Origin of the sequence: Nostoc spongiaeforme FACHB-130 (genome assembly GCF_014698475.1) — a bacterium.
In the GTDB taxonomy this organism is placed as follows: domain Bacteria; phylum Cyanobacteriota; class Cyanobacteriia; order Cyanobacteriales; family Nostocaceae; genus Nostoc_B; species Nostoc_B spongiaeforme.
Window position 1 is genome coordinate 20255 of record NZ_JACJTB010000039.1, and the last position, 24263, is coordinate 44517.

Consider the following 24263-nt stretch of genomic DNA (forward strand, 5'->3'; position numbering starts at 1 on the left):
AAGCAACTGTTTATATAAATAGCGAAGCCAGGTAAATACTGCCATGATTAACAACAGCGTTGATTCCCAATTTTAAAAAAATAGGTATATATATCTGTTGTCTGGTGCGGTAGCTGGCAATCTTGTTGCAAGATTTCCGGCTGTTCATCTGTGGCTTTCAAAGTAATATCGTCCAACTTTTGGGGCATTTATTGTGCTTACATATCTAATACAATTCTAAGCTTACGCCGCAACTACTAGGAAAACCAACTGTTGCACAAGGCTACTTTGACAATCTAGTAATTTTTTTAGGAACACTTTTTAAATTCTACCGAGCATGAAACAGAAAGCAGGATATTTTTTTCCTGATTTTTGTTCACTTAATCAAAATCGTAATCGGCTGAAGCTTATTATCTTCAACCGATTGATAAGTTTTAATTTAGCTTTTTTCAGAGCGGGTAACGCGATTCGAACGCGCGACATCAACCTTGGCAAGGTTGCGCTCTACCACTGAGCTATACCCGCAAACTTCACATTTACTATATTGTCAGATATTTTTTGATTTGTCAACCCCTAAGTTTTAGTCAATAGTCAATAGTCAATAGTCATTTGTCCTTTGTGCTTTGTGATTAGACCATTGACCATTGACCACTGACTACTGACTGTTAACGATTGACTCTTGACCTGGAGCAGCAGGTAAAGGCTGGGGATTTAAAGTGTACGTCTCTGTGAGGTTAGAGCGTAACTTCCGCATCAGGCTGGCCATTTCTAGAGCGTTCATGGCATAATCCCAGCCATGATTCGCTTTAATTCCTGCCCGTTCTAGGGCTTGCTGCATTGTATCTACTGTCAAAATGCCAAAAATTACCGGAACTCCGGTTTGAAAGCTGGCGGCGGCAATGCCTTTGGCTACTTCCGAAGACACATAATCAAAGTGGGGCGTTTGTCCGCGAATAACTGCACCCAAACAAATGATCGCGTCATAACGCTGGGAAAGTGCTAGTTGACGTGCAACAATTGGCACTTCAAAACTTCCCGGAACCCAAACATAATCGACTTGATTACCGTGGGGGTTGGGGTCTACACCATGACGTTTTAAGCAATCTTGACATCCTTCCAGCAGCTTTGCAGTAACAAGGTCATTAAATCGACCAATAACCAGTGCGAAACGCAAGGGTTCAGTTTGAGTAAAAGTTCCCTCAAAAACTGCCATGACTGCCTCTTAATCAACTATACTCTTGTCAATATACATTTCTTCTTTGCCGGTGGTTGAGATGAAGCGCACAATTACGGCAGAATCAGAAGCCAGAATCGGCTATGTTTTTTAGACTTCTTGCAGAATCAACTGCTGTAATTATTTCTATGTTCTCCTGATTTTTTCCCAAGTGATTCTGAAATATTACTTCATACAAGTCTATCGAATCATCTCTTCTAGAGATGGAAATAAGATTTTCTCTGCTTGGGCGCGATCGCTACATTCTTCGGCTGGTAAACTGCACATACAAGCAGCATTGGTAATATCGGTAATTTGACCGCGCAAGCATTTTATACTCTGAATGACTAAATACGCTGCAAAAATAGCTATTAGTGTAGCTACTAATAAACTAATGACTCCATCTGCCCATGTCCAATTTAGCCAAATAACTGCGATCGCAGCCAACACCGCCCCCACTGAACTAGCGACATCCGCCAAGAGATGCAGAAAAGCACCCCGGATATTCAAGTCTTGATGACTGCATCCATGTAGATATAAAGCATTAAAACTGTTAATGCCCAAGCCAATTAAGGCTGTGGTTAACATTGGGATACCGAGAATCTCAACATCTGGAGATTGCAACCTTTCCAAAGCTTCTTTGACTATCCAGCCCGCAATACAAGCTAAACTAATCCCGTTTACCAAGGCTGCCAAAATATCTAATCGGTAGCGTCCCAATACATTGTGCTTCGATATAGATTGAGATAGCCAGGAAGCTACTAGTGCTAAACCCAACGCTGCAACATCCGAGAGAATGTGTTCAGCATCGGCTAATAGAGACAGGCTGTGACTCCAAATTCCTGCACTCAATTCCACACAAAAAAATACACTGAGTAAAACTAAGGCAGTCCACAAAGCCTGAAATTTTTGTTTCACCTGGCTTGATTGCATCGAATCTGACCTAATATACGTACTGGAGTTTCTCTCCAATAATACGCTATCAGTCAGATACTCTCCCTCTGACAGCATCATTCCTGAGATACCTGAATACCTGTAAATTCTCGTATTTAATGTACCAGCTTCTTTGTTAACGATGGAGTAAATCAGGTTTAATAGCGGGTAAAAATCAATCTTGATGACAATCTGTAGTGGGGTGACCGAATTAAAACATAACAATAAAAGCGATCGCCTAAATTGAGTGATTTATTTTCTAGAGCGATCGCCATCTGCTAAAAGTAGTATTTTTCAGATAGTAGTGAATATTTCCCACTCACAGTTAACTATCTGTAATACCTATCGTCTCTGTCATATCTATCATTTCTGTCATATCTATCATTTCTGTCATATCTATCATTTCTGTCATACCTGTCATTTCTGTTATATCTGTCATTTCTGTCATACCTGTCATTTCTGTCATACCTGCCATTTCTGCCATTACCAACTGCAAACTCAGCGCGACAACCATTTCGTACCCAGATCCGATTTCCTCGGTAGCCCCAATTGTCTCGACAACTAGCGTTAGATAATTGTCTAACAAACCTTACTCTACCTCTACCGGGAACAGAACAAGTATTTCTCTGATTATCTCGGCTAGAACAAGTTATAATCTCTTGGGCTGAAGCCGGGGTGGCAGCGCCTAAAAGTGTACCGATGCTAATACTAGCAGCCATGAATGTAGCTGCAATTATGGGAAAACGCATAACCATATCAACTATTAGACTGATTCAGTAATTTTCAACAAGAACTATAATAATTGTAGCGAAATAAATTAATAGGTAATTTTGCTATTAAAATTCCATATAAATGTTCTTTGCGCCTAGAAAAATAAAGAATTCAAGAGTCATAAGTCTGAATTTTGAAGAATAAATCAAGCTTTTCTGGGATATAAATTTTAATATTTTAGGAGTAGTAGCTATTAAACTCTGACAAGTACTATTGCTGTATTTTGTATTCTTACCAATAATTAAATATTATTAACTACATTTAAGCAGAAACACTTTTTACGGAATTAATAGTTATCTTGAACCTGATGGTCAAGTATATTTTCTGCTGAGATATTCTAGCCTAATCAAAGTCAGGAGAAATATAGGCATCCGGTTTGATTTCTAAATTTATTTGTGCAGATAGGGAGTAGGGAGTAGGAAAGAAAGCTTGTCTAGGTGTCCTGATTGTTTTGAGAAATCAAATATGATTCCTGTATCAAATAGTACTGCTATAAAATTACTGGCCATTAACTTGAATAAACTGCGGCGCTAACTAGATATAAGTAAAACATTATTAACTTAGGAGTCTGCGATGGAACCGCTTGACTTGAAATGGATACGTAGCCAGTTTCCAGCACTAACACAAAAAATCAATAATCAACCTGCTATTTTTTTCGATGGGCCGGGTGGGACTCAAGTACCAGGGGCGGTATTAGATGCGATGAATGACTATCTGGTGAGGTCAAATGCTAATGCTCATGGGTATTTTGCCACCAGTGCGCGTACAGATGCTACTATTAACTCTGCCCGTGCAGCGATCGCAGATTTTCTTGGATGTGATAGTGATGAGGTGGTATTTGGTGCAAATATGACCACTCTCACTTTTAGTTTGAGTCGGGCGATTGGTCGAGAATTGCAGCCAGGTGATGAAATTATTGTGACACGGCTAGATCACTATGCCAATGTTTCTTCTTGGTATGGGTTAGAAGAAAAAGGTGTAATTATCCGCGTTGTCGATATTAATGTTGATGACTGCACCTTAGACATGAATGAACTAGAACGGCTGATTAACCCAAAAACAAAATTAGTCGCCGTCAGTTATGCTTCCAACGCTGTGGGTACGATTAATGATATTGCGGCGATCGCAAATTTAGCCCATAGTGTTGGTGCTTGGGTATTCGTCGATGCAGTCCACTATGCGCCCCACGCACCAATTAATGTCCATCACTTAGATTGCGACTTTTTAGCTTGTTCTGCTTATAAATTCTTTGGCCCTCATGTTGGAGTTTTGTACGGTAAACGAGAACATCTAGAACGTTTGCAACCATATAAAGTCAAACCTGCACCCGACGAAGTTCCCTCACGCTGGGAAACAGGGACTTTGAATCATGAAGGTTTAGCTGGGGTAATTGCAGCAATTAACTATTTAACTAAACTTGGTTGTCATGTTGCGCCTGCAATTGATAACGAACTAGTTACAGCTTTAATTGCAGCCGATAAAGAAGGGTTACAAACCTTTAGTTGTCCCCGCTTTCTCAAATCATCAGAACCAGCAAGTATTACATCGGCCTATCACAGTCGCCGTGCGGCTTTAGTTGCAGCCATGTCCGCTATCCAACAATACGAACGGGAACTGAGTCACAAATTAATTGCTGGACTCTTAGAAATTCCTGGGTTAAGCTGCTATGGCATCACCGACTCGACTCGTTTAGCTTGGCGGACACCAACAGTAGGTGTAAGACTAGCTAATAAAACCCCTGAAACTATCGCCAAAGCATTAGGTGATCGCGGTATTTTTACATGGCATGGTCATTTTTATGCCCTAGGTTTAATAGAGAGGTTAGGTGTAGAAAATAGTGGTGGTTTACTGCGAATTGGATTAGCACACTACAACACCATCGAAGAAATTCATCAGTTATTGTATGTGTTGCAAGAAATAGCAGAGCTTCCTGATGATTAATTTCTCTTTTTCAAGATACGGGGTTATCTTAACCCCGTGAGGTTTTATGGAAAATCACCTAAAATATTACGATTTAGTATTACTGAACGGCTGGGTAATTGACCCCAGTCAATCACTGAATGGTCGTTTTGATATTGCTATCCGGGATGGTAAAATTGCCGCAATTACCAAACAACTAAAAACTTATAAATCCCAGCTAACATTTGCAGCAGGTAATTATTTAATTTGTCCTGGATTTATTGATTTACATGTTCATGTTTATGAGTGGGTAACAACATTTGGTGTGCCGTCCGATGATGTTGGGATTAATGCTGGTGTAACCACAATTGTTGATCAAGGTAGTAGTAGTCCGTTCACATTTACTGGCTTTAAATCAGATATTGTCGAGAAATCACAAACAGATGTCCGTAGTTTTCTGTTAGTTAACCATGCCATAGCCCAAACTATTGGTGACACAGTTTCCGGGTTAGAGAGTCCTGAAAAAATAGATATAGAAACCTTAATTAAAGTAGCGCAAGCAAATCCTAAAATTGTGCGCGGCTTTAAAGTCCACGCTGATTCCGGCTCAATATCACGCTGGGGAATGGACGTACTAAAATTAGCAAGAGAAGTAGGCGATCGCACTAATTTACCCTTATATGTTCATACTGGAGAATTGTTTCCGGTAGACGAAGCTAATCGCCCAAACCCCGAAAAGGTAGTAGAAAATGCACTGTCATACATGAAACCTGGAGACATTTTAGGTCACTGCTACAGTTGTCAGCCAGATGGGTTAATGGGAAAGCGCACTCAAGTTCCAGAATGGTTGTTTGCAGCCATTGATCGCGGCATATTATTAGATGTAGGACATGGATTAAAATTCAGCTTTGGTACTGCAAAGCGGATGATGGCACAAGGTGTATTTCCTCACACTATTAGCAGTGACGCTCACGGTAATTTCAAGAAACTGCATGATGATTCAACGCTGAATTATAGTTTGTGTGGCGGAATTTCTAAATTAATGGCGTTGGGACTAAATTTAACAGATGCGATCGCTGCTGTCACCACCAACCCAGCCCGCGTTTTAAAAGCCGATGCAGAACTTGGAACTTTAAAAGTTGGTTCTATTGCAGATATCACAATTCTCAAGTTAGTAGAAGATGATTGTTTACTTTTTGATGCTTTAGAACAACCATTAAAAGTTAAACAAAGACTCATTCCTGTTGCAGTGCTGCGTTCAGGTAAGTTAATTCAACCTAATTGTCGCTTGTTACGAGATTTAGTAGCAATTACCATGTAACTCTGCACTACGAGCGTATAGGAAATTGTCATTAAAGTTCTAGCTTATTTGTAACAGGAATTACGCAAAAAATCATATATCATATCATGTCCGGCAAATCAGTGATGATTCAACAAATCTGTGCAGAAAGACAAAACTCTTTCTCCCCCTGCTCCCTGCCCCCTGCGGTCTTGATGATAAGTCTTTTACAGAGCATGATATCACTGCGCCGCTAGCTAGTTTTTTAAAAGGAGGCTTTGAGATGATTTTCTCTTTTTTTAAGCTGTCGTGTACATACAAGTCAAATTACCCCCCTTTATCCTCTTTCAAGGGTAGGGTAGGGTGGGGTAATTCAAGGGCTGGTAATAATTCCATAACTTGTGTGTACACCGTAGCTTTACAAGGAGTGCCACTGCGTTGGGCGGCTGTGACGACTTGAAGCATGTGGCGTGAGGGTTAGGAAGGGGTAAAATACTGTGCAGCTTCACATAAAATCGGTATTGAATATCGTATCGGAGTACCCAAATATCGTATTGCAGTACCCAAATGTGTAAATTTGTACTTCATGCCAACGACAACATCTGTATCTGCGTGGATACTTAATTTAAGGTAGACAGTTGTCGGAATGCCATTAACAGTGCCATAAAGATAAGGTAAAGGATTTATCCTGGTATCCTTTACGTTAATTATGGTTCCCTTGCTTCCAGGATAAATAAACCATACTCATGACTGAACTTACACTGCGCCTACAACAAGGAGAAACAGAAACAACGATAACAGTGAATCAAAATGAATTCACCATTGGTCGTTTACCAGAATGTGACCTTTACTTACCTTTTGGTGGCATCTCCCGAAAACACGCGCTGTTACGAAAAAAAGCTAACGGTGCATGGGCTATTGAAGATTTGGGTAGTAAAAATGGCACACAAGTTAATCAGAGTTTTGTGACTGCCACACGAGATTTACAAAATGGCGATATTATTTGGTTAGGAAATATCAGCTTAGTAGTAGTGTTGGTCAATCCAGTCATACCAATAAAACCTCCACCACCAATTGCTGATAATAATGAACAAAGAACCATATTACGCAACGTCAAACAATTACAACAGCAGTGGATAGCAGCCGAAAGTCACGATGATGATATTACTACTAAAAACAAAAGCATTGCCCGCCTCAAAGACTTAGTAGATATTGCCAAAAATCTTTGTGCAGCAGCATCAATAGAAGAAATTTTCTCCCAAGTCCAACAAGTAGTTTTTCGTTATCTCGACAGTATTGACCGCTTGGCTTTATTAATTGATGTGAATGGGTGCAATCATCTAGAATTAGTTAATGCTGGGACGAGAAATGCTGCGGAACAAAAATACTTAGCCGCTGATGGTAGTTGGATTAGTCGGAGTATTTGTCAAAAAGTATTTGAAGAAGAAGTCGCAATTCAAACTGCTGATACTCACAAAGATGAACGATTTGCGGGCGAACATAGTATTTTAGTCAAAGGTATTCGTAGTGCAATGGCTGTACCTTTGTGGGATGAAAATAAAGTTGTTGGTGTTCTCTATGCTGATGCCCATCTTTCTTCTTATCATTGGGAAAAAAATGGTGAAGAAGAACTCAGCTTCTTTTCAGCTTTAGCAAATTTGGTTGCTTCGAGTGTGCAGCGTTGGCTATTAGTAGAAAAGTTAAAAACAGAAGAAGTAATTCGTCACCGCTTAGAACGTTACCATTCTCCCGCCGTTGTGCAGCAGTTAATTTCTGTGGGTGGTTTACCAGATGGACGTTTACCAACAACAGAAAGCGAAATTAGTATTGTCTTTGCAGATTTAGTGGGGTTTACAGCACTTTCGGAAAGATTAACACCAAAAGCGATCGCCCAACTATTAAATAATTTATTTGAAGAAATGCTGCAAGAAGTATTCGCCTACGGTGGCACTTTAGATAAATATATCGGCGATTGTATCATGGCATTTTTTGGCGCTCCCGAACCACTTTTAGACCATGCAGACCGCGCCACCGCCGCCGCCAAAGGAATGCTAACTCGTCTGCAAAGATTGAACGCCAAAGGTTTTTGGGAAGAACCTCTACAATTACGCATTGCAATTAACAGTGGTAAAGCCGTTGTTGGTGATGTGGGTAGTTCCCAACGGGTAGATTACACTGCCCTAGGCGCTACCATCAACTTAGCCGCGCGAATGGAAGCTGTTTGTCCCCCTGGTGAATGTGTAATTAGTGAAGCAACCTATCAAATGCTGACAGATGCTTCAGATTTTCAAGAAATGGGCGATCATCGGTTTAAAGGTATTGATAGATTAGTCAAGGTTTATCAAACAAAAATGAGTTAATATTATGGGTTTAAATTTGATTTTTGTCTCGGTTTTCTCATAATAGTTAATTACGCATTGGCATAAAATACTTGTGGAGGTGAGATTATGACTCAAGCTTTGCCTAAATTATTTACCTTCAATGAATTTATTGAATGGTATCCCAACGATGGTAAACTCTACGAATTACACAGGGGAGTAATTTTTGAAATGCCACCTCCAAGTGGAACGCATGAAAAAGTTTTAGGATTTATAGCGTGTCAGCTAACTGTCGAGTTTTTTCGCCTGAATCGTCCCTACACTATACCTAAAACTACATTTGTTAAAACTCCATCTGCTGAATCTGCATATTTACCTGATGTGTTGCTACTCAATCTTGATAATCTCGACAATGAACCGCTTTTTCAAAAGTACTCGACAGTCAGTCAAGCCGCATCTGTTCCTTTAGTGGTTGAGATTGTATCGAGCAATTGGCGTGACGATTATTATAATAAGTTTAGAGATTATGAGGAAATGGGAATTCCTGAATACTGGATTGCTGATTATGCTGGATTAGGTGGTAGAAAGTTTATCGGAAATCCTAAACAACCGACTATTTTTGTGTGTGAGTTAGTTGATGGTGAATATCAAATGACTCCGTTTCAAGGTAATGCTAATATTGTGTCGCCTACTTTTCCGCAATTAAATTTAACTGCACAACAGATTTTTGATGCGGCTAACTAATATTTTGAGCTAACAACATCCGCGCTTCAATTGCTTCCCATGTTTGGGGAGACACGCGCACGGCTGCTTGTTTGCATTGGATGATAAGGTAATTGGCATAAAGATAATTTACTAATGCCTTCTGTTCTTTCTTTGATAGATTGATCATGCCTGGGGTAAGATTGAACGCATCAAGTAAAGTTTGTTGCAGATTTTGAGCAAATGCAATTTTTACTTGCTTTGGCTGTTGCTTATTAGGGATTTGAGTTTTCAGTGCTTCTAGTTGGGTAATTAGTAAGGTAAAATTGGCATTATTCAATATTTTTAGTTTTTCAAGTTCACTAGTATATTCAATAGCATTGGTAATGGCGATGGCGTAGTCGTAGGCGTAGACGTTGGCGTTGGCGTTGGCGTTGGCGTAGTCGTAGGCGTAGGCGATGGCTTTAACGTAGGCGTAGTTATAGGCATAGGCAATGGCTTTGGCGATGGCTTTGGCAATGGCGTTGGCGTTGGCGTTGGCGATCGCCAACGCTATCGCACGTTTACCAACTGGTTTATAATCTCCTGCTGAACCAGTTGTCATTTGTTCCACCCAGTTGAATAAATCTTGTAACTTGGGTGAGTTAATATACTTCTGCGCTTCCTTTTCCATCAACAACAGCAACTCATCTGCACCACCACGCATCAAACCAGCAACAAGTAAAAACACTTCTTTCCAGCGTTCATCTGTCAAGTGTGCAGTAACTAACTTTTCAACTAAACGATGATCATCAATATATTGTGCTGTTAAATATTCTTGTAGTGTTAAGTGAGAAAAAGAAAAGATATCTTCGGCGCGTTCTACTAAAATTCCCTGCTGCACAGCAATAGCATTCAGCACAGCTTCACCATCTAAATGTTGCGGTGCATTTAAATTACTAGCCAGAAAAGTTTTAATTTGCTGAACAATATCACGCTGAGAAAAAAATAGTCTGTCAGATTCAAAACCTATATAAGCTATTTCTGATAATAATATTTCTTCTAATTCTGTATGCAGTCCTTGATATATTTCATCTTGCAAAATCCGCTTTTCCGATGCCCATTCTTCTAACAATATCCGCAAAGCTTTTTTATAAAGCACACTGCGATTATCAGGAAAGTTTTGGGAACGGTCATATACTAAACACAGAAATGTCAGCAATAAAGGTGTGTGTGCTAACTCTTTAGCCGCAGAGTTTTCTGGTTTTTGTAATAATTCCCAACATTTTTCACTTGTCTTCGTTTGCTTATCTGCTGCTGATTGAAACCAATTAGCAATAAATTGTTGCATCTGTTCATCATCAAAGTCTGCCATAATTACATCGCTAAAGCGACGGAAACAGTTACGATGAGCAGCAGTCCGACAAGAAGCTATAAATCGATTACCATCATACTTGTCAACAAAATTTTGTATTTGGTTAATTGCTTTAGTTAAATTTTTAGTTGGTATTTCATCCAATCCATCTAATAAAATTAGTAATTTACCTGCTTCTAAAGCCTTAGCTGTAAATTTATCCGCTGATGGAAATCCACAAATACTAAATTCTTCTGTAATGAACTTTTCAATATCTACATCACTAGAGGTAAATCTTTTTAACTCGATAAATACAGGAATACAGTTATGTTGAAATCCTCCTCTTTTTCCTTTTAGTGCTTCTAGTCCCATCTTCCGCAAAAATGTAGATTTGCCAGCACCAGGGCCACCAAGTACCATCAAATATTGCTTTTCATTTGCCACTTTAATCCCTGCTTGTTTAGGCATAGATTTGAAGCTAAAGATGCGCCTGTTAGCTTCTCGATAAAATTTTTCTAAGTTCTCAATAGATTCAAAACTTTGAATAGCATTATCATTTAAAAATTGCACTGCTGTATAAACAGATTCTAGTGCTACAGGTTCACGCATTCCCAATACTTTGAGAATACCGTGTCGTTCTTGGTAATTTTGAACATATTGTTTTGATGCTGCAAAAATTAGTTCTTTAGTTTTTTCGTCTAGGGTTTTGCCAAAAAATCTTAAACCTCTACTGCCACCTTCCCAAAAAATTTGAAAAATCGGTACAGCTACACCACTAACAACAGATATTGCCCAAGGTTCCATTCCTGTCATAGGATCTAAATCTAAGTTTATATAATTATTGGACGAGCTAGAAGCTCATCTTACAAGAGTATATAATGTAATATTTTACGATTGTTACGCCAGAAGGTGATGTGGTAATCCTAAATTATTTGTGAATAAAAAGATCCCCGACTTCTTTAAGAAGTCGGGGATCTGAGGCTCTCTATTTTTACTTATTAAAAATCAGCTTTTACTTTAAATACTGGTTATTACAATATTCTAGAGTTTCTTTAACAGCAACAACTTCTACTGTAACTGGTTTATCGTTAGTACCGTTGATGAGAAATTCACTAGCACCAACATGAGGCTTGTTCGGATTTCCCCAATCGTATGTATAACCTAAACCAGTCCAAGGATAGTATTCTTTTTTCTCATTCTCGAAAGAGTTTTGATAGATGTCGTGCAGTAGAGAATTACTTTTAGGTACAGGAACAGGTAAAACATTGCAAGTAGAATCGTTAATTTCTGGGTCAATACATGGTCTGCTTAAGTCTTCTGCTTTTACCCACATTTCTACAAAGTGGGTTTTATTAGCACTTTTATTTAAAATTAAGCCTAAATACTGCTGTAATCTCAAAGCTAACATTACATTCCCAGGCAAATCAATGCCCGTTCCTTTGCAGTGTTGACAAAATTCTTGGACTTGGGGAAACGCTGTTAACCAAGTTTGGCGGCTGATTTGTTTTGTCCCTGTAGGCCAGTCTGTACTGGGATTTGATGTATATAGCCAACTCACCATCAAAAATTCTGTTTTACCGTCGCGTTCTCGTGTTTTAATTTTGGGGTTAGTGGTGGATAATGCCCAAAGGTTATTGATAACTTTATTTTGATTTGGCTGTTTGGCATCTTGAATAGATGCGTCTAGTTGCTTTTTCAAAAAGTTGTAACTTGCCGGTTTATTTTTATTTATATATTCATATACATAAGGAATAGTTTGGGACTGTGCTAATAACTGCTTTGGTGAATTAGCCGCTTGCTGAAGGTGATTTTCAGTGGCGAATAAACTTGAATAACTGACAGATAAACCAACAGTAGCCAAAGTTAAAAATACTGACTTATGAATTTTTCTCATAGCAAATTTCCTGCTATTAAATAGCAATATTGGCATCAACATAAAGATTGAGTCTGATTTTATAGTGGGTTTGGAGAATGCGCCACTAAATTCAAACTTTTTAATTTTATTTATTAGTATAAAAATTTTGCAGTTTGCGGGTATTCTTTCTGAGAGTTGGATGAACTACGAAAGAGCGATCGCCTGCAAAAATACATTAGCAAAATCTGAGTATTGAGTATGATACAAAACTTATCAATATTTGTAAGTATTACCGTTGCAATCACAAATTGTCTACACCGTAATTTCACGATTATTGACTGTTACTCTACCTAAATAATTGGGTAATCTAAAATGAGAATTATTCTGAACAAAGTATTGGCTGACTCACCGTGAAAATTATTACTACTCGAATTCTCTTAGGATTAGTCTTGTTCGGACTGTGTAGTTGTAACTCTGTCAAATCAACTAGTCCGACAAATAACAGTCCAATTACCAGTCAAAATAATCCCCAAACCCAGCTACCGATCAAACTTGCTAGTTCTAGTTCATCTGTCACCCTTTTAAAAGTACTCACAGAGGCTTATCAAGCCAACCACAAAACAGCCACATTTGAGTTTGTTTCTCAAAGTCAATCCGAAGGTGCGATCGCTGCACTGAAAAATGGTATTGTCGATATTGCTGGTAGTAGCCACAAACTCAAGCCAGAAGAAGATGACGGTAAAATTCAATATCGAGAAATTGCACAAGATTTGCTTGTCGTTGCTACCCACAACAGCGTTAAAAGTGTAACAAATTTAACAACTGATCAGTTGAAATCCATTTACGCTGGCAAAATTACTAACTGGAAAGAATTAGGCGGGCCAAATGCTAAAATTGTGGTGTTGGATAGGCCTGAAGATGAGTCTGCGAAAAAACTACTGCGAAAATACTATCTAGGTCAAGATAAAACTACAACTCAAGCTGTGATTCTCAATAAAGAAGGAGAGTTAATTGATACTATCCAAAGCACTCCTTATTCCATTGGTGCTTTTTCTCTAGCGTATTCCTTAATTAATCAATTACCAGTCAATCACCTCAACCTGAATGGTAATGCACCAAACAAGGAAAATTTCACTAGCGGTAAATACCAAATGGTACGTCATCTGGGACTCATTTGGCAGAAAACACCTACATCTAATACCCAAAAGTTTATCGATTTTGTCTTTAGTCCAGAGGGTACTAAACTACTGCAAGATAAAGGCTTTATTACCAAGAATTAAATAGATTTATAACTGCTATGCGAAGAAATTTTCGCTTTTGCCTTAATCTCAGCCAGAAAATAGTTTTCTCATTTCTGGCTGTATTTTTGAGCATATTTATATTATGTTTATTGATTATTGGACATTGGTTTACTAATAGTCTAGAACAGAATATTCGTCAAGAAGTTGCGAGTTTTGCAGCCAGAGTTCATACAGATTTTGAGCATGAACAGGAAGATTTGGAAACTCAAGTAAATTTAATAGCTGGACGTAAAATAATTCACTTAGCTATTGAACAACAAGATAGAACAAAGCTATTACAGGACTTACTACCAATCAGAACCACCTTAGAGCTTGATTGGATCAAAGTAGTTGATACTAGTGCTAATACCTTAGTTGAAATAAAACATGCAAATTTGAATAATTATAAATTACTAGATAAAGATATTACTAACCTTGTTATTAGTGGATCTATTTTAAATGATTTTGTGGACGTAGAAGGCAATTCACAAGTAATGCAAGTAGCAACTTTACCAATTAAATCTGCTGAAAAAATTATTGGCGGAATTATGATTGGTAATTTAGTAGATGAGTCATTTTTAGAACAAATTGCTATTGGTTCTACCAAACAAATAGTCAGCCTAAAAAATGACACAATTATTGCATCAACTATACCAGAAATTAAGCTGGCGACATGGCAACCGCCTGCTCCTAATTTATCTACCATCAAAGTAGTTATTAATCAACAAGGATATTTCGCCAAAAGCATCTTATTTAAAGGAGCTAGTCAGTCTTTAATCACCACTGTACTTTATCCAACCTTGAAACTAGAAACAAACCAAGATGCTCTTTGGATACGCTTAGAAATTTTGTTTTTATTAGGAGCAACACTTGTTACATTTATCGGCTATTTAATTAGTCAAAAAATCACTCGTCCTTTACAAATTGTGACTAAAATTGCCAAAAAAGCTACAGAAGATGCCAATTTTGACTTACAAGCACCAGTAACTACTCAAGATGAAGTGGGTGTTCTAGCGATTTCTTTAAATCAGCTAATTCAACAAGTCAAACAACTTTTAACAGAACAGTATGCTGCCAAGGATAAATTAGAGGCATATAGTCAAAATTTAGAGGAAAAAATCAAAGAACGGACACAAGAAGTTGAACGCAAAAATCGTGATCTAAAACATACTTTAAATGCTTTAAAGCAAACTCAAGCTCAACTCATTCAAACTGAAAAAATGTCGTCTTTGGGACAATTAGTTGCTGGTGTTGCCCATGAAATTAACAATCCCGTGACTTTTATTTATGGTAATGTGGGACACGCAGAAAATTATGTTAAAGATATACTGCACTTAATTCAACTTTATCAGCAATCCTATCCCCATCCAGAGGCTCATATTCAAGATGTCATGGAAGATTTTGATATTGAATACATCCTCCAAGACTTACCCAAAATCTTAACTTCCATGAAGGTAGGTGCAGAACGTATTCATCAAATTGTTCTTTCTTTGCGAATTTTCTCACGTTTAGATGAAGCTGAATTTAAAAGTGCAAATGTGCATGATGGTATAGATAGCACTTTGTTAATTTTGCGCCATCGCTTGAAAGCCCAACCTCATCGCCCCGAAATTCAAGTCATTAAAGATTATTGTGAAATGCCTGATATTAAATGTTTTGCTGGGCAATTAAATCAGGTATTTATGAACATTTTAGCCAATGCCATTGATGCTTTAGAAGAAGCTTGGGAAAAAAATCTCTGTTTACAACCAATAATTCGCATTTCTTCTGAATGTGACCAAGAAAATATTAGTATTCATATTGCTGATAATGGGACAGGAATTCCCCAGGAAGTACAAAGTCGTTTATTTGATCCCTTTTTTACTACTAAAGCAATTGGTAAGGGAACTGGTTTAGGCTTGTCGATTAGTTACCAGATAGTGACCGAAAAGCATCGTGGGTCATTACAATGTATTTCATTACCAGGAACAGGTACAGAATTTGTGATTACAATTCCAATGCGCTAAATTCTGAATAACTGCAAAAATCAAAATTATTTTTTTTGCAGACGAATCAAGGTGTTGTAAATTTGCCTTTTTAAGTTATTGTCATTTTGAATTTCCATAGTAATCTTATTAAACCGCTCAATGCTTAAACCATTTTCCTCCACAATTTTTTGGGAGCGATTACAGTAGTTGACGGCAATATCTCTGGCTTTGCGTGGTAGATTGTTAATGCTTTTAGGATCGTTACAAACAATCTGGGGAATTTCTCCGCCACCGATTAACTTTTTGATTTCGCTAAAGGCTTGTTGACGCGATGGTTCCATTGCTAAGACAGCTTGGGCGTAGCTGACAATTTCATTATTATTGACGGTGGGAGTTTGAGCATCAGCTTTGGCTGTAAATGTTAATGTGCTGGCTAACAAACTTACACTAGCCATCACTCCGAAAAAAAAATTTTTAGGTAATAAATTTTCCAGCGCATCTCGGAAAAACAAGTTAGTAATTTTGTTAATCATGTCTGTGACACAGGACTCAATTGTAGGGGTGCTTTATTGATTGTGAATTATTTTGGGAGTGAGAAGTTCCAATCGAAATTTCAGTGTACCGAAATTTTATATGTATTTTCCGTTGCCTTTACATATTTGACAAAGTTCAATTACTTTGGTTTGGAGTGTGGATATTTCCGCAGATCCTTGCTTAAGGCTGACTTCTAACTCCAACAGTAACGGTAAACACGAAATTAGTTGCTGCACAGACAAGAATTTGACTTCTTGTTGTAAAAAGTAGATACGTTTAGGGTTGCTGACATCAGCAGCTTGAGCGATCGCTTGCGGGTTACGCTCACCGCTATCTGTGACAATTTTGACCCATAACCAAGTGCGAAATTGACCAATTAATGTTGCCACTATCCGCAATCCTGGTTCGGCCGCATTTAGCAAGTCAGTCAACACAGTTAAAGCTTTGCCTGTATCGCCTGTTCTAATTGCTGCTGCTAATTGTAAACTATTTTGCGTAGTATTTCTGACTAATTTACTAACTGTCTCAACATCTAAAGGCTTTTTACTATCCAGATGATACAGCCGCAATTTCTCTAACTCGTTGTAAAGCAGCCTTGTATCATTACCCACAGCTTCGGCTAACAGTTCCGCAGTTTTCGGCGCGAGTTGCACTCCTACTGTTTGCGCCGCTTGCTGAACAGCTTGCACAATTAATTCCGTCTTCCACGGGGGAATCAGCGAAAATTCCCGAAACTCTGTGGCGACTTGTTTCAGCAATTTGGTAGATTTCAGCCGTTCATCTGGTTTATTGCGACTGGTAAGCAATAAATAGGAATTTTCGGGAATGACTGGTAAGGTGCGTGTCAACTCCGCCAATACATTTTCAGGACATTGTTGACAGAGGTTAGTGTTCATCAGCCAAACCAAACGTCCACCAGCACCAAAAGCCGGTGTCATCGCTTGATTTAAAGCCGAAATCGCCGCATCAGATTGATCAGGCGCAAAATAAGAATAGTTAAAATCTGTCCACAGGGGATCTAAAATGCGATCGCGCAACGAATTAACCGCTTTTTCCATAGCAAAGTCATCTTCACCCCAGTAAACCAAAACCGGCATATATATAAACCTCGTGTCTGTGAAGGGAATGGGGAGTGTGGGGAGTGTGGGAAGTGTAGGGAGTGTGGGGAGTGTGGGGGGAAAGATTTCTTCACTATCCTCCCACGCCTCCCACCCCTCCCACACTTCCCACTCCCTTTCCCAAATCCTCAATACTTTTTAAGTCAACTTAGTCACAACTGGATAATTTTCCCTAAAATCTATCAAGTAAGAACGTGAGGCTATTGAAGATTGGACGACAACTACCAAACTTACCTGAACCGGGTAGCAAGAATGATGCTACCAGAATCATACAAAACCCAAGTTCAGCATATCCAGGAGTCTTCTAAATTTTTACCTACTTCTGGAACAAGACAAGCAGCGCCTTTTCCTGGTTATACATTAATTACCCCAACTGCGGAGGAAGCAGCTGAAAACGCTGCTTTCTATGCAACCTTAACAACTTACCAACAGCAACTTTTACAGTTACCTGTAAACCAGGATTTGATTGTCCCTGTACCACCTGCCAGCTTTCATTTAACTTTGGCAGATTTGATTTGGGATCATGCTTATCTTGATGCTTGTGAGAAAAATCCTAAGTTTGAGGAAGAATTACGCCATTACTGTGAAGAAATTTTTCAACAATATCAACAAACCATAACACCAGGAAGTAAGCCAATTTACTGGCAAATGTTGGGATTAGTTCTCATGCCAAGAGCCTTGGCTGTTTGTTTAGTTCCCAAAGATGAAAGTTCTTATGAACAGATTATTCAATTTCGCCGCACAATTTATCAAAATCCCAAATTGATTGCATTGGGGATTGAACAACATTATCACCTCACAGCCCACATTACATTGGGCTATTTTGGTGATATTGTGCCAGATTTAGACCGTAATAAATTCAGTGATTTACTTGCACAATTAAATCAACAGTGGCTAGAAAATTCACCAGAATTTCTGGTTAACCGGGTTGAATTGCGGAAGTTTGATGATATGACACGTTATTATCGTGAACCAGACTGGCCGAGTTTAGATTTTTAAATCAGTTATCAGTGTTTTATTGATGACTGTTCACTGTTCATTGTTAAATTTGTACCTCTTAGACTGGAGTTTAAGGCTACACAAACAGCGACTTACTAGCGGCTTAGTGGGTTTTGCCTGTGTAGCCAAGCCAGTATTTTTTTTAGCAACTGGCCTGTAACTTCAGTCTGCTAATGCAAGATTTGAGTTGATACACCCCTTGATTTATTAGGAGTCAACGTTCAGATGATTCTTCTCCGAAAAAGATATCATTGACACTGATTACCCAAGGAATGCCTTGGTTAACTGGAGAACTAATACTAATTTTGGCTTGGTTGGCAAATTGCTTTAACTTTTCCGCTAAATGCGGCACAGTCATCATAATATTCTGATAACTTTCGATATCATGGCAAACCATAATTAATATGAGAATACCGCTATTGATCTTGAAATACCAATGACAACTAGATAATAAAAGGCGGACGGAGCGATCGCAAACGGCGAAAAACCTTTGTTTGACTGTCTCTTCTAACTGACTAAGTAATACTTCACTAATTAGTGTTGTTTTATGAGAAGGTAAATCATCGGGAGAGAGATATGGTTGATTCATAGAAATTTTCCCTAATTTCAAAGGGTTAATTACTGATACAAACTGAATAATTTTCCTATACTTGCTTGACTGAAGAGATTCCCTTTATTCAGATATATCAGCTTGTAAAACAGGCTAATCAGATATCCATTCACTCCTAGTACAACTTTTATATAATCTCAATCGCCTGTGTTTGGAGTTTCATCATCTTTCTTTAGCAATTGCTCTACAAAAATATATATTTTGTGTTTTTTCTTCAAATAACAATAAATCGCAGATAACTTTTCTGCCCTCACCCTAGAGCATACATTAACACTATAGCAGTTATAAATAATTTGTGAAAAATAGCTCCCAACTTTTGAATAAATCAGGAATTTAAGCTGATTATTGTTTACGTTTCGCAACAATTCAGTAGATTTTTATTTCCTATTTCACCTTTTTTGTTTCTGCGAGTTATTAAGGAAGCTAATTTAAATTATAAACACCAATGTAATTACTTATTGATATGTGAATAATAGAGACAAGGGAGATGAGGGAGACAAGGTAGAGAGAGATTTGTAAGTTATCCAAATAAATTTTTTGCCTATTCTCTTTATTGACAATCATGTTAATTAATCAACTTGTGAATATTTTCTTCCCAATTCATCCCATCAAAAGGCACAATTTTAAAATTGGAGATGACATCGCCATCTAAACAGCGTACATTGACATCAATACAATCAGGATGGCTGCGGGGAATATAAAAAGAATGTATCCCGCAAGTCTTACAAAATTTATGTTGAGCAACGCCTGTATTAAATTTGTAAGTTATTAACTCGGCTTCACCTTGTAATAAAGTAAATTGTTCCCGTGGGACTATCAAATGCAAAAATCCCTTTTTTCGACAAATAGAACAGTTACAATCATCAACTTTGTGGTTGTTAACAACAACTCGAAAACGTACCGCGCCGCAATGACAACCACCCTCGTATGTCATTGCATCTGAAATATTTGCTGCCATATTAATTAACGAGATTCTAATTTAGTAATGCGTTGCTCTAAAGTATTAACTTGTTGTTTTAATTCAACCACTAAAGTTGCTAAACGGTCAAACATTTGATCCCGTTGTGCTTGTGATAAATTCCGTCGAGTTGATTGTGGTACGGTAATTCGTGTGCGCGAGTTAGGAGATTGACGCGTGTTTCCGAGTTGAGATTCTATTTGATTTAACCGCGACTCCATACGATTAAAATCGGCTTGTAAGTTATTCAGACGAGATTCAATTTGCTGTGATGATGCGGTGTTAGAGAATAACCCAGCCCAGATAATGATCACTAAAGCCACTACAATTCCTAATGCTTGAATGCTTTTCATTGTCCAAACCGCAAAGAACTCTAAGGGCGCGAAGGAATAAGATACAGCAAAGTTAAACAAGGTTGGGTAGTGCGATCGCACCATCCAACAAAGTATGCTGATATATATTAATCAATCTATAGAGTATTGATTTATTTATCAGGTTGTAAACCAGAAAATAGCGTCTCCCAATTGCGAAATTTTACTTTATTTTCTGTTGCTTTGATTTCAAAAATGACATTATGCACTTGACTTTCTTCTAACGCTTGTACGCAAACTTCTGCCACATCCTCGCGGCTGATTTTGCCCCGAATGTTATCACCTTGTTCTAAAATTAACTCCTGTCCACCACTTTCTTCAGTTAAGGCGCAAGGTCTAATAATTGTGTAAGGAATGCCACTAGCTCTTAAACTATCCTCGCCTTTTAATTTCCAGGTTAAAATACCACCTAACTGGTCATTTAATTTGACTGCGGGAGGTTCTTCATCTAAATTAATTCCTGGTCTTCCGGGACGGGTGACACCTGCGGAACTAACAAGAATAAATTTTGGTAAAGTTTTCTCTCCGTAGGCTTTAATAGATTCCACCTGCAAACAAAAACCACCAGGGGTAAATTTGGGATTTAACGCCCCATCATATTCAAATTTGCTCAACATCAGTTGAAATGAGCTAATTCTACTAGTATTTAATGGTGGAGCATCTTTAACCGTTTTTGCCCGAAATACAGGTGTTAATTCTGCAAAAGGAATGCGAATATTTGTCCAAGTATTAGCTACGGTATCAAAAGAATAGCTATAACCCAAGCCATCCCACGTTGCATCAGGGCGGAGAAAGAGTTTATAACGTTGTCCATCACCTTTAACTCGTAGTTCTACACCTGTGTAACCAGATAAATTAAAAGGTGGGTCAAAGTTTTTGGTTCTCACAGATGCAAAACCACCGGAGTTAGCGGTAGAAACATTACCAGCAAACAAAGCAGCATTGTCTATGAGTTGAATATTACTAGAACTCACTCCACCCATGACCACATCATCTAATGCACCCCAAATATTTCTTAATTCAGCAGAGGGATGGGTAAAATCAAAAATCAGTTTTTCATTAGCTGCGGGGAGATATTTGGCTGCTGCTTCGACTAAGTTTTTTACACCTTGATATTCGACGTTTTCGGGAGTGTCACCGACAATTTCCGGCTGGTAAAATTTCACGCCTTGATAATATTTGTCTCTATTGGCGGTGTCGCCTTCCACTGGTTGGACACGTACTGCTGTGCAACAAATCACGGCTTGAATATTCGCCATGACTAATGCGGTTAAAGTTTCGGGTTTGGTGATGTCTGCAACTACTAAGTCAACATCGTTACCTAAAATTGACCTTGCTTTGTCAATATCACGTACTAAACCGCGCACTTGATAACCTTGTTCTCTAAGTCGTCTGACGACTCGCTTACCAAGTCCACCTGTTGCACCCGCTACTAGTATTACACCCACGCTTTTTTCTCCATTAGGTCTATGTTGTGTGTCTTGGGAACGACCTTGGATAAGTTTGTGTATGCAGTTGAGAAAAGGAATAACCTCGAAGTAAGACAAGGTATTGATAAACCTGCCTAAGTCCCATTGATAACGATTTTTGTCATTCACAATTACGTCCTCATTAAAATTTTTTTGAGTGACTAGAGGTGAATAATAGTTTACAAGTTAAATTATAGAAATAACCCGTAAGGAAGTTTTACGAGCCAAAAATTTTAATACAAAACACTGTTTAATCCACGGTTTTTTACTAAGTGCAGTAGCTTAAGAGATGCTCCACTAGGCTTTTTTTGTCCTATTTCCCATTTTTGAACTGTTGAAGGACTTATATTCAAAATACGTGCAAAAACAGCTTGACTGACTTGAGATGCTTCCCGTATTTCTTTAATTTGATTAGGTTCTAGTGGCTCAATAGGAGGTAGACATAGGTGTTCAAAGTCGCGCAATGTAGTTTGATTCATTAGCCCAGCTTTGTGTAGGTCTTTTGCTGTCTCATGAACTGCTTCAAGAATTGCTGATTTTTTCTTCCGCATTACAAATCACCTCTATTAACGCATTACTATTTTTTGCCTGCTCAAGCTCATCATGTGTATAAGCAAGTAATTGCTTGGATAACATTTTCAGAGCTTCTTCTTCATCTTTGTCAATGTTACTGCGTTCGTTTTTTGAAAATCCAAAAATAAAAAACCAACGATCTTCATTATTAGTAGCTACTAGTGTCCGAAATCCACCACTCTTACCTTTCCCTGGTTTTGCTATGCGTTTTTTAAACAATCCACCTCCCAGGTCAGCATCATAAAGCCCTGCTGCCATTTCGTTTACAGCGTTACAGAGACTAAGATTGTTTAAGCCTTCCTTCCGCGCCCAACGGTCAAAAGTACGGTTTTTGTAAATTTCCATTTTATAGTCTCTTTGGTTAAACTATAGCACTAAGTACTATAGTTTAGGATGGATATAGTGTAGGCACATCTAAGAAATAATGGTTTTCTTGATCTCGCCAATCACTGATAGGATTTTGGCGATGTCTGTAGCTAATTCCGATTTAGTCTTCAAGATGAGGAAGTAGGTACAATAAATTGGTGTTTTGGCGATCGCCCAAAACGCTAAAATACTTACCTAAATGTTGTTAATCATACAAAAACTTACTTATGAGCCAACTAGAAAACGCTCAAACTGAATATGCAAATTTTCTGCAAGAGTTTCAGAGTGTCATTATTAGCACTGTTAATCCAGAGGGCATACCTAATAGTAGTTATGCACCTTTCGTCAGTGATGCAGCCAAAAATATTTATATTTATATCAGCGACTTGGCAGCCCACACCCAAAATATTTATGCTAATCCCCGTGTGAGTATTTTATTTATTGAAGATGAAACAAAAAGTAATAACATTTTTGCTCGTCGTCGTCTAAGTTTTGATTGTACTGCGACGTTAATCGAACGAGATACAGAGACTTGGAATAAAATTGTTGACCAACTGCAAGAACGCTTTGGTGAAATGATTGAAGTCTTAAAAAGCTTGGGTGATTTTCGGATTTTTCAACTAATTCCCAGTTCTGGCCGTTTTGTCCTTGGTTTTGGTAATGCTTATAAAATTAGTGGCGACAATTTAAATGAATTAACTCATATTACGAGGGATAATCGCTAGGTTTTTGATTATTTTGTTAGAAGACGAGGGAGACAAGGGAGGGAAGGAAGACAAGGGAGAGAGATGTTTGTAAAGTATCTAGGAATATCTTGACTTCACACTTCATACTTCATACTTTTTATGCTTCAATTTCAACCTCCTGGCTTTGGGCAGAAAGTGATTCATACTTCCTTGGGAACGATGGCGTATTATACTCAGACATCTGCACCTTGGTTGAATGCTGATATTGAAGATTTACCTCCACTATTATTTCTACATAATTTTGGGGGTGGCGCTTCGGCTTATGAATGGTCGAAGGTGTACCCAGCGTTCGCAGACAAATATCGTATTTTAGCGCCTGATTTAATTGGTTGGGGAGATTCTGCACACCCGGTACGCGATTATCAAATTAAGGACTATTTGACGACGCTGGCTGAATTTATTACTCAAACTTGTCGCCAACCTGTAACAGTTATCGCCTCATCTCTGACGGCTGCTTTAACTATTCGTTTGGCTATTAATCAACTGCAATTATTTCAATCATTATATTTAGTTTGTCCTTCGGGGTTTGATGATTTTGGTCAAGGTGCTGGACGTAGGCTACCACTTTCTGTTATCAATACACCGCTAGTAGATAGTTTAATCTATGCTTTGGGTGCAGAGAATGAATTAGCAGTGCGAAATTTTTTACAAAGTTTTTTGTTTGCTAAACCCGGACGTGTTTCGTCAGAAATGGTCGCCGCTTATTTAACTTCAGCACAACAACCTAACGCTAGGTTTGCAGCTTTGGCATTTTTGCGGGGTGATTTATATTTTGATTTGAGTTTATATCTGCAACAGTTAACTATCCCAACTGTGTTTTTTTGGGGTGAAGAAGCACAATTTACGAGTATCAAATTAGGGCGGAGGTTGGCGAATTTAAATCCCAATGCTGTTTCTAAATTTTATGCGATCACAGATGCTGGAGTCCTCTCTCATTTAGAATTACCAGAAGTCATAATTAGTTTATTACAGCAGCATTTATAGCACCAG

24 protein-coding genes, 1 tRNA gene and 1 pseudogene are annotated in these 24263 nt (G+C 38.3%); 9 read left to right on the plus strand and 17 right to left on the minus strand.

Annotation, left to right across the window (positions count from 1 at the left end; genetic code table 11):
• Nucleotides 1-47: 47 nt before the first annotated feature.
• The 6 genes and pseudogenes from H6G74_RS23305 to H6G74_RS31855 all read right to left on the minus strand — a co-directional run.
• Nucleotides 48-188, minus strand: coding sequence for a hypothetical protein (locus H6G74_RS23305; protein ID WP_190969919.1), 141 nt, complete (start codon nucleotides 186-188; stop codon nucleotides 48-50).
• 244 nt (nucleotides 189-432) lie between these two features.
• A tRNA-Gly gene (locus tag H6G74_RS23310) sits at nucleotides 433-504 on the minus strand.
• 130 nt (nucleotides 505-634) lie between these two features.
• Nucleotides 635-1192: a 6,7-dimethyl-8-ribityllumazine synthase gene (gene ribH / locus H6G74_RS23315; protein WP_062298150.1), complete on the minus strand. Its 558-nt coding sequence runs from the start codon at nucleotides 1190-1192 to the stop codon at nucleotides 635-637.
• Between the two features lie 201 nt (nucleotides 1193-1393).
• Nucleotides 1394-2125, minus strand: a complete 732-nt coding sequence (locus H6G74_RS23320) for a cation diffusion facilitator family transporter (RefSeq protein WP_242051326.1) — start codon at nucleotides 2123-2125, stop codon at nucleotides 1394-1396.
• Nucleotides 2126-2450: 325 nt separating this feature from the next.
• Nucleotides 2451-2609 carry a hypothetical protein gene (locus tag H6G74_RS31360; protein WP_242051327.1) on the minus strand — a complete coding sequence of 53 codons (159 nt, stop codon included), beginning with the start codon at nucleotides 2607-2609 and terminating at the stop codon, nucleotides 2451-2453.
• Nucleotides 2610-2637: 28 nt separating this feature from the next.
• Nucleotides 2638-2880: pseudogene (locus H6G74_RS31855) on the minus strand (DUF3011 domain-containing protein); the annotation flags it as partial.
• A 589-nt stretch (nucleotides 2881-3469) separates the two neighbouring features.
• Here H6G74_RS31855 and H6G74_RS23330 point away from each other — a divergent pair.
• Both H6G74_RS23330 and H6G74_RS23335 read left to right on the plus strand, forming a co-directional pair.
• Nucleotides 3470-4837, plus strand: coding sequence for a cysteine desulfurase-like protein (locus tag H6G74_RS23330; protein WP_190969922.1), 1368 nt, complete (start codon nucleotides 3470-3472; stop codon nucleotides 4835-4837).
• Nucleotides 4838-4883: 46 nt separating this feature from the next.
• Nucleotides 4884-6116, plus strand: coding sequence for an amidohydrolase/deacetylase family metallohydrolase (locus H6G74_RS23335; RefSeq protein ID WP_190969923.1), 1233 nt, complete (start codon nucleotides 4884-4886; stop codon nucleotides 6114-6116).
• A gap of 285 nt (nucleotides 6117-6401) precedes the next feature.
• Here the strand turns inward: H6G74_RS23335 and H6G74_RS23340 are convergent, their stop codons facing one another.
• A complete protein-coding gene (locus tag H6G74_RS23340) occupies nucleotides 6402-6539 on the minus strand; it encodes a hypothetical protein (RefSeq protein WP_190969924.1) in 138 nt (45 codons plus the stop codon).
• A 281-nt stretch (nucleotides 6540-6820) separates the two neighbouring features.
• On the opposite strand from H6G74_RS23340, the gene H6G74_RS23345 reads away from it, so the two are divergent.
• Entirely contained in the window at nucleotides 6821-8434 is a 1614-nt protein-coding gene (locus H6G74_RS23345; protein WP_190969925.1) for an adenylate/guanylate cyclase domain-containing protein, read from the plus strand.
• Nucleotides 8435-8521: 87 nt separating this feature from the next.
• Nucleotides 8522-9136 (plus strand): Uma2 family endonuclease, encoded by a 615-nt coding sequence (locus tag H6G74_RS23350; protein ID WP_190969926.1) that lies wholly within the window; start codon nucleotides 8522-8524, stop codon nucleotides 9134-9136.
• Here H6G74_RS23350 and H6G74_RS23355 read toward each other — a convergent pair.
• Together H6G74_RS23355 and H6G74_RS23360 are read right to left on the minus strand one after the other, a co-directional pair.
• Nucleotides 9129-11240, minus strand: a complete 2112-nt coding sequence (locus tag H6G74_RS23355) for an NACHT domain-containing protein (protein WP_190969927.1) — start codon at nucleotides 11238-11240, stop codon at nucleotides 9129-9131. The genes H6G74_RS23350 and H6G74_RS23355 overlap by 8 nt on opposite strands.
• Nucleotides 11241-11439: 199 nt before the next feature.
• Nucleotides 11440-12321, minus strand: a complete 882-nt coding sequence (locus H6G74_RS23360; protein WP_190969928.1) for a hypothetical protein — start codon at nucleotides 12319-12321, stop codon at nucleotides 11440-11442.
• A 371-nt stretch (nucleotides 12322-12692) separates the two neighbouring features.
• Here H6G74_RS23360 and H6G74_RS23365 point away from each other — a divergent pair, with 371 nt between their 5' ends.
• Together H6G74_RS23365 and H6G74_RS23370 are read left to right on the plus strand one after the other, a co-directional pair.
• Nucleotides 12693-13562: a phosphate ABC transporter substrate-binding protein gene (locus tag H6G74_RS23365; RefSeq protein WP_190969929.1), complete on the plus strand. Its 870-nt coding sequence runs from the start codon at nucleotides 12693-12695 to the stop codon at nucleotides 13560-13562.
• Nucleotides 13563-13648: 86 nt separating this feature from the next.
• Nucleotides 13649-15568 (plus strand): sensor histidine kinase, encoded by a 1920-nt coding sequence (locus H6G74_RS23370; protein ID WP_242051328.1) that lies wholly within the window; start codon nucleotides 13649-13651, stop codon nucleotides 15566-15568.
• Between the two features lie 26 nt (nucleotides 15569-15594).
• Here the strand turns inward: H6G74_RS23370 and H6G74_RS23375 are convergent, their stop codons facing one another.
• Nucleotides 15595-16059 (minus strand): DUF4168 domain-containing protein, encoded by a 465-nt coding sequence (locus tag H6G74_RS23375; protein WP_190969951.1) that lies wholly within the window; start codon nucleotides 16057-16059, stop codon nucleotides 15595-15597.
• Nucleotides 16060-16158: 99 nt separating this feature from the next.
• Nucleotides 16159-17160 (minus strand): DNA polymerase III subunit delta, encoded by a 1002-nt coding sequence (gene holA / locus H6G74_RS23380; protein WP_190969952.1) that lies wholly within the window; start codon nucleotides 17158-17160, stop codon nucleotides 16159-16161.
• A 231-nt stretch (nucleotides 17161-17391) separates the two neighbouring features.
• Between holA and H6G74_RS23385 the strand changes: the two genes are divergently transcribed.
• Nucleotides 17392-18180 (plus strand): DUF1868 domain-containing protein, encoded by a 789-nt coding sequence (locus H6G74_RS23385; RefSeq protein ID WP_190969931.1) that lies wholly within the window; start codon nucleotides 17392-17394, stop codon nucleotides 18178-18180.
• Nucleotides 18181-18394: 214 nt separating this feature from the next.
• On the opposite strand, the gene H6G74_RS23390 is transcribed toward H6G74_RS23385, so the two are convergent.
• The 6 genes from H6G74_RS23390 to H6G74_RS23415 all read right to left on the minus strand — a co-directional run bounded on the left by H6G74_RS23390 (nucleotide 18395) and on the right by H6G74_RS23415 (nucleotide 22506).
• Nucleotides 18395-18769, minus strand: a complete 375-nt coding sequence (locus tag H6G74_RS23390) for a hypothetical protein (protein WP_190969932.1) — start codon at nucleotides 18767-18769, stop codon at nucleotides 18395-18397.
• A 586-nt stretch (nucleotides 18770-19355) separates the two neighbouring features.
• Nucleotides 19356-19748: a GFA family protein gene (locus tag H6G74_RS23395; RefSeq protein WP_190969933.1), complete on the minus strand. Its 393-nt coding sequence runs from the start codon at nucleotides 19746-19748 to the stop codon at nucleotides 19356-19358.
• Between the two features lie 5 nt (nucleotides 19749-19753).
• Nucleotides 19754-20101 carry a hypothetical protein gene (locus H6G74_RS23400; RefSeq protein ID WP_190969934.1) on the minus strand — a complete coding sequence of 116 codons (348 nt, stop codon included), beginning with the start codon at nucleotides 20099-20101 and terminating at the stop codon, nucleotides 19754-19756.
• Nucleotides 20102-20232: 131 nt separating this feature from the next.
• The gene (locus H6G74_RS23405) at nucleotides 20233-21717 is read right to left on the minus strand and encodes a CIA30 family protein (protein ID WP_190969935.1); all 1485 of its coding nucleotides are present in this window, start codon (nucleotides 21715-21717) and stop codon (nucleotides 20233-20235) included.
• Between the two features lie 104 nt (nucleotides 21718-21821).
• Nucleotides 21822-22139: a helix-turn-helix domain-containing protein gene (locus H6G74_RS23410; protein WP_190969936.1), complete on the minus strand. Its 318-nt coding sequence runs from the start codon at nucleotides 22137-22139 to the stop codon at nucleotides 21822-21824.
• On the minus strand, nucleotides 22111-22506 hold the full coding sequence (locus H6G74_RS23415; RefSeq protein WP_190969937.1) for a type II toxin-antitoxin system RelE/ParE family toxin: 396 nt from the start codon (nucleotides 22504-22506) through the stop codon (nucleotides 22111-22113). The genes H6G74_RS23410 and H6G74_RS23415 overlap by 29 nt, the downstream gene beginning before the upstream one ends.
• A 248-nt stretch (nucleotides 22507-22754) precedes the next feature.
• Between H6G74_RS23415 and H6G74_RS23420 the strand changes: the two genes are divergently transcribed.
• The gene (locus tag H6G74_RS23420; RefSeq protein WP_190969938.1) at nucleotides 22755-23252 is read left to right on the plus strand and encodes a HugZ family pyridoxamine 5'-phosphate oxidase; all 498 of its coding nucleotides are present in this window, start codon (nucleotides 22755-22757) and stop codon (nucleotides 23250-23252) included.
• A 120-nt stretch (nucleotides 23253-23372) separates the two neighbouring features.
• Nucleotides 23373-24257 carry an alpha/beta fold hydrolase gene (locus H6G74_RS23425; RefSeq protein WP_190969939.1) on the plus strand — a complete coding sequence of 295 codons (885 nt, stop codon included), beginning with the start codon at nucleotides 23373-23375 and terminating at the stop codon, nucleotides 24255-24257.
• Nucleotides 24258-24263 lie beyond the last annotated feature (6 nt).

Excerpts from the sequence above, each read along its gene's own strand:
- H6G74_RS23305 (WP_190969919.1), bottom strand. The coding sequence starts at position 188 with ATGCCCCAAAAGTTGGACGATATTACTTTGAAAGCCACAGATGAACAG.
- ribH (WP_062298150.1), bottom strand. The coding sequence starts at position 1,192 with ATGGCAGTTTTTGAGGGAACTTTTACTCAAACTGAACCCTTGCGTTTC.
- H6G74_RS23320 (WP_242051326.1), bottom strand. The coding sequence starts at position 2,125 with ATGCAATCAAGCCAGGTGAAACAAAAATTTCAGGCTTTGTGGACTGCC.
- H6G74_RS31360 (WP_242051327.1), bottom strand. The coding sequence starts at position 2,609 with ATGGCAGAAATGGCAGGTATGACAGAAATGACAGGTATGACAGAAATG.
- H6G74_RS23330 (WP_190969922.1), top strand. The coding sequence starts at position 3,470 with ATGGAACCGCTTGACTTGAAATGGATACGTAGCCAGTTTCCAGCACTA.
- H6G74_RS23335 (WP_190969923.1), top strand. The coding sequence starts at position 4,884 with ATGGAAAATCACCTAAAATATTACGATTTAGTATTACTGAACGGCTGG.
- H6G74_RS23340 (WP_190969924.1), bottom strand. The coding sequence starts at position 6,539 with ATGCTTCAAGTCGTCACAGCCGCCCAACGCAGTGGCACTCCTTGTAAA.
- H6G74_RS23345 (WP_190969925.1), top strand. The coding sequence starts at position 6,821 with ATGACTGAACTTACACTGCGCCTACAACAAGGAGAAACAGAAACAACG.
- H6G74_RS23350 (WP_190969926.1), top strand. The coding sequence starts at position 8,522 with ATGACTCAAGCTTTGCCTAAATTATTTACCTTCAATGAATTTATTGAA.
- H6G74_RS23355 (WP_190969927.1), bottom strand. The coding sequence starts at position 11,240 with ATGACAGGAATGGAACCTTGGGCAATATCTGTTGTTAGTGGTGTAGCT.
- H6G74_RS23360 (WP_190969928.1), bottom strand. The coding sequence starts at position 12,321 with ATGAGAAAAATTCATAAGTCAGTATTTTTAACTTTGGCTACTGTTGGT.
- holA (WP_190969952.1), bottom strand. The coding sequence starts at position 17,160 with ATGCCGGTTTTGGTTTACTGGGGTGAAGATGACTTTGCTATGGAAAAA.
- H6G74_RS23390 (WP_190969932.1), bottom strand. The coding sequence starts at position 18,769 with ATGAATCAACCATATCTCTCTCCCGATGATTTACCTTCTCATAAAACA.
- H6G74_RS23395 (WP_190969933.1), bottom strand. The coding sequence starts at position 19,748 with ATGGCAGCAAATATTTCAGATGCAATGACATACGAGGGTGGTTGTCAT.
- H6G74_RS23400 (WP_190969934.1), bottom strand. The coding sequence starts at position 20,101 with ATGAAAAGCATTCAAGCATTAGGAATTGTAGTGGCTTTAGTGATCATT.
- H6G74_RS23410 (WP_190969936.1), bottom strand. The coding sequence starts at position 22,139 with ATGCGGAAGAAAAAATCAGCAATTCTTGAAGCAGTTCATGAGACAGCA.
- H6G74_RS23415 (WP_190969937.1), bottom strand. The coding sequence starts at position 22,506 with ATGGAAATTTACAAAAACCGTACTTTTGACCGTTGGGCGCGGAAGGAA.
- H6G74_RS23420 (WP_190969938.1), top strand. The coding sequence starts at position 22,755 with ATGAGCCAACTAGAAAACGCTCAAACTGAATATGCAAATTTTCTGCAA.
- H6G74_RS23425 (WP_190969939.1), top strand. The coding sequence starts at position 23,373 with ATGCTTCAATTTCAACCTCCTGGCTTTGGGCAGAAAGTGATTCATACT.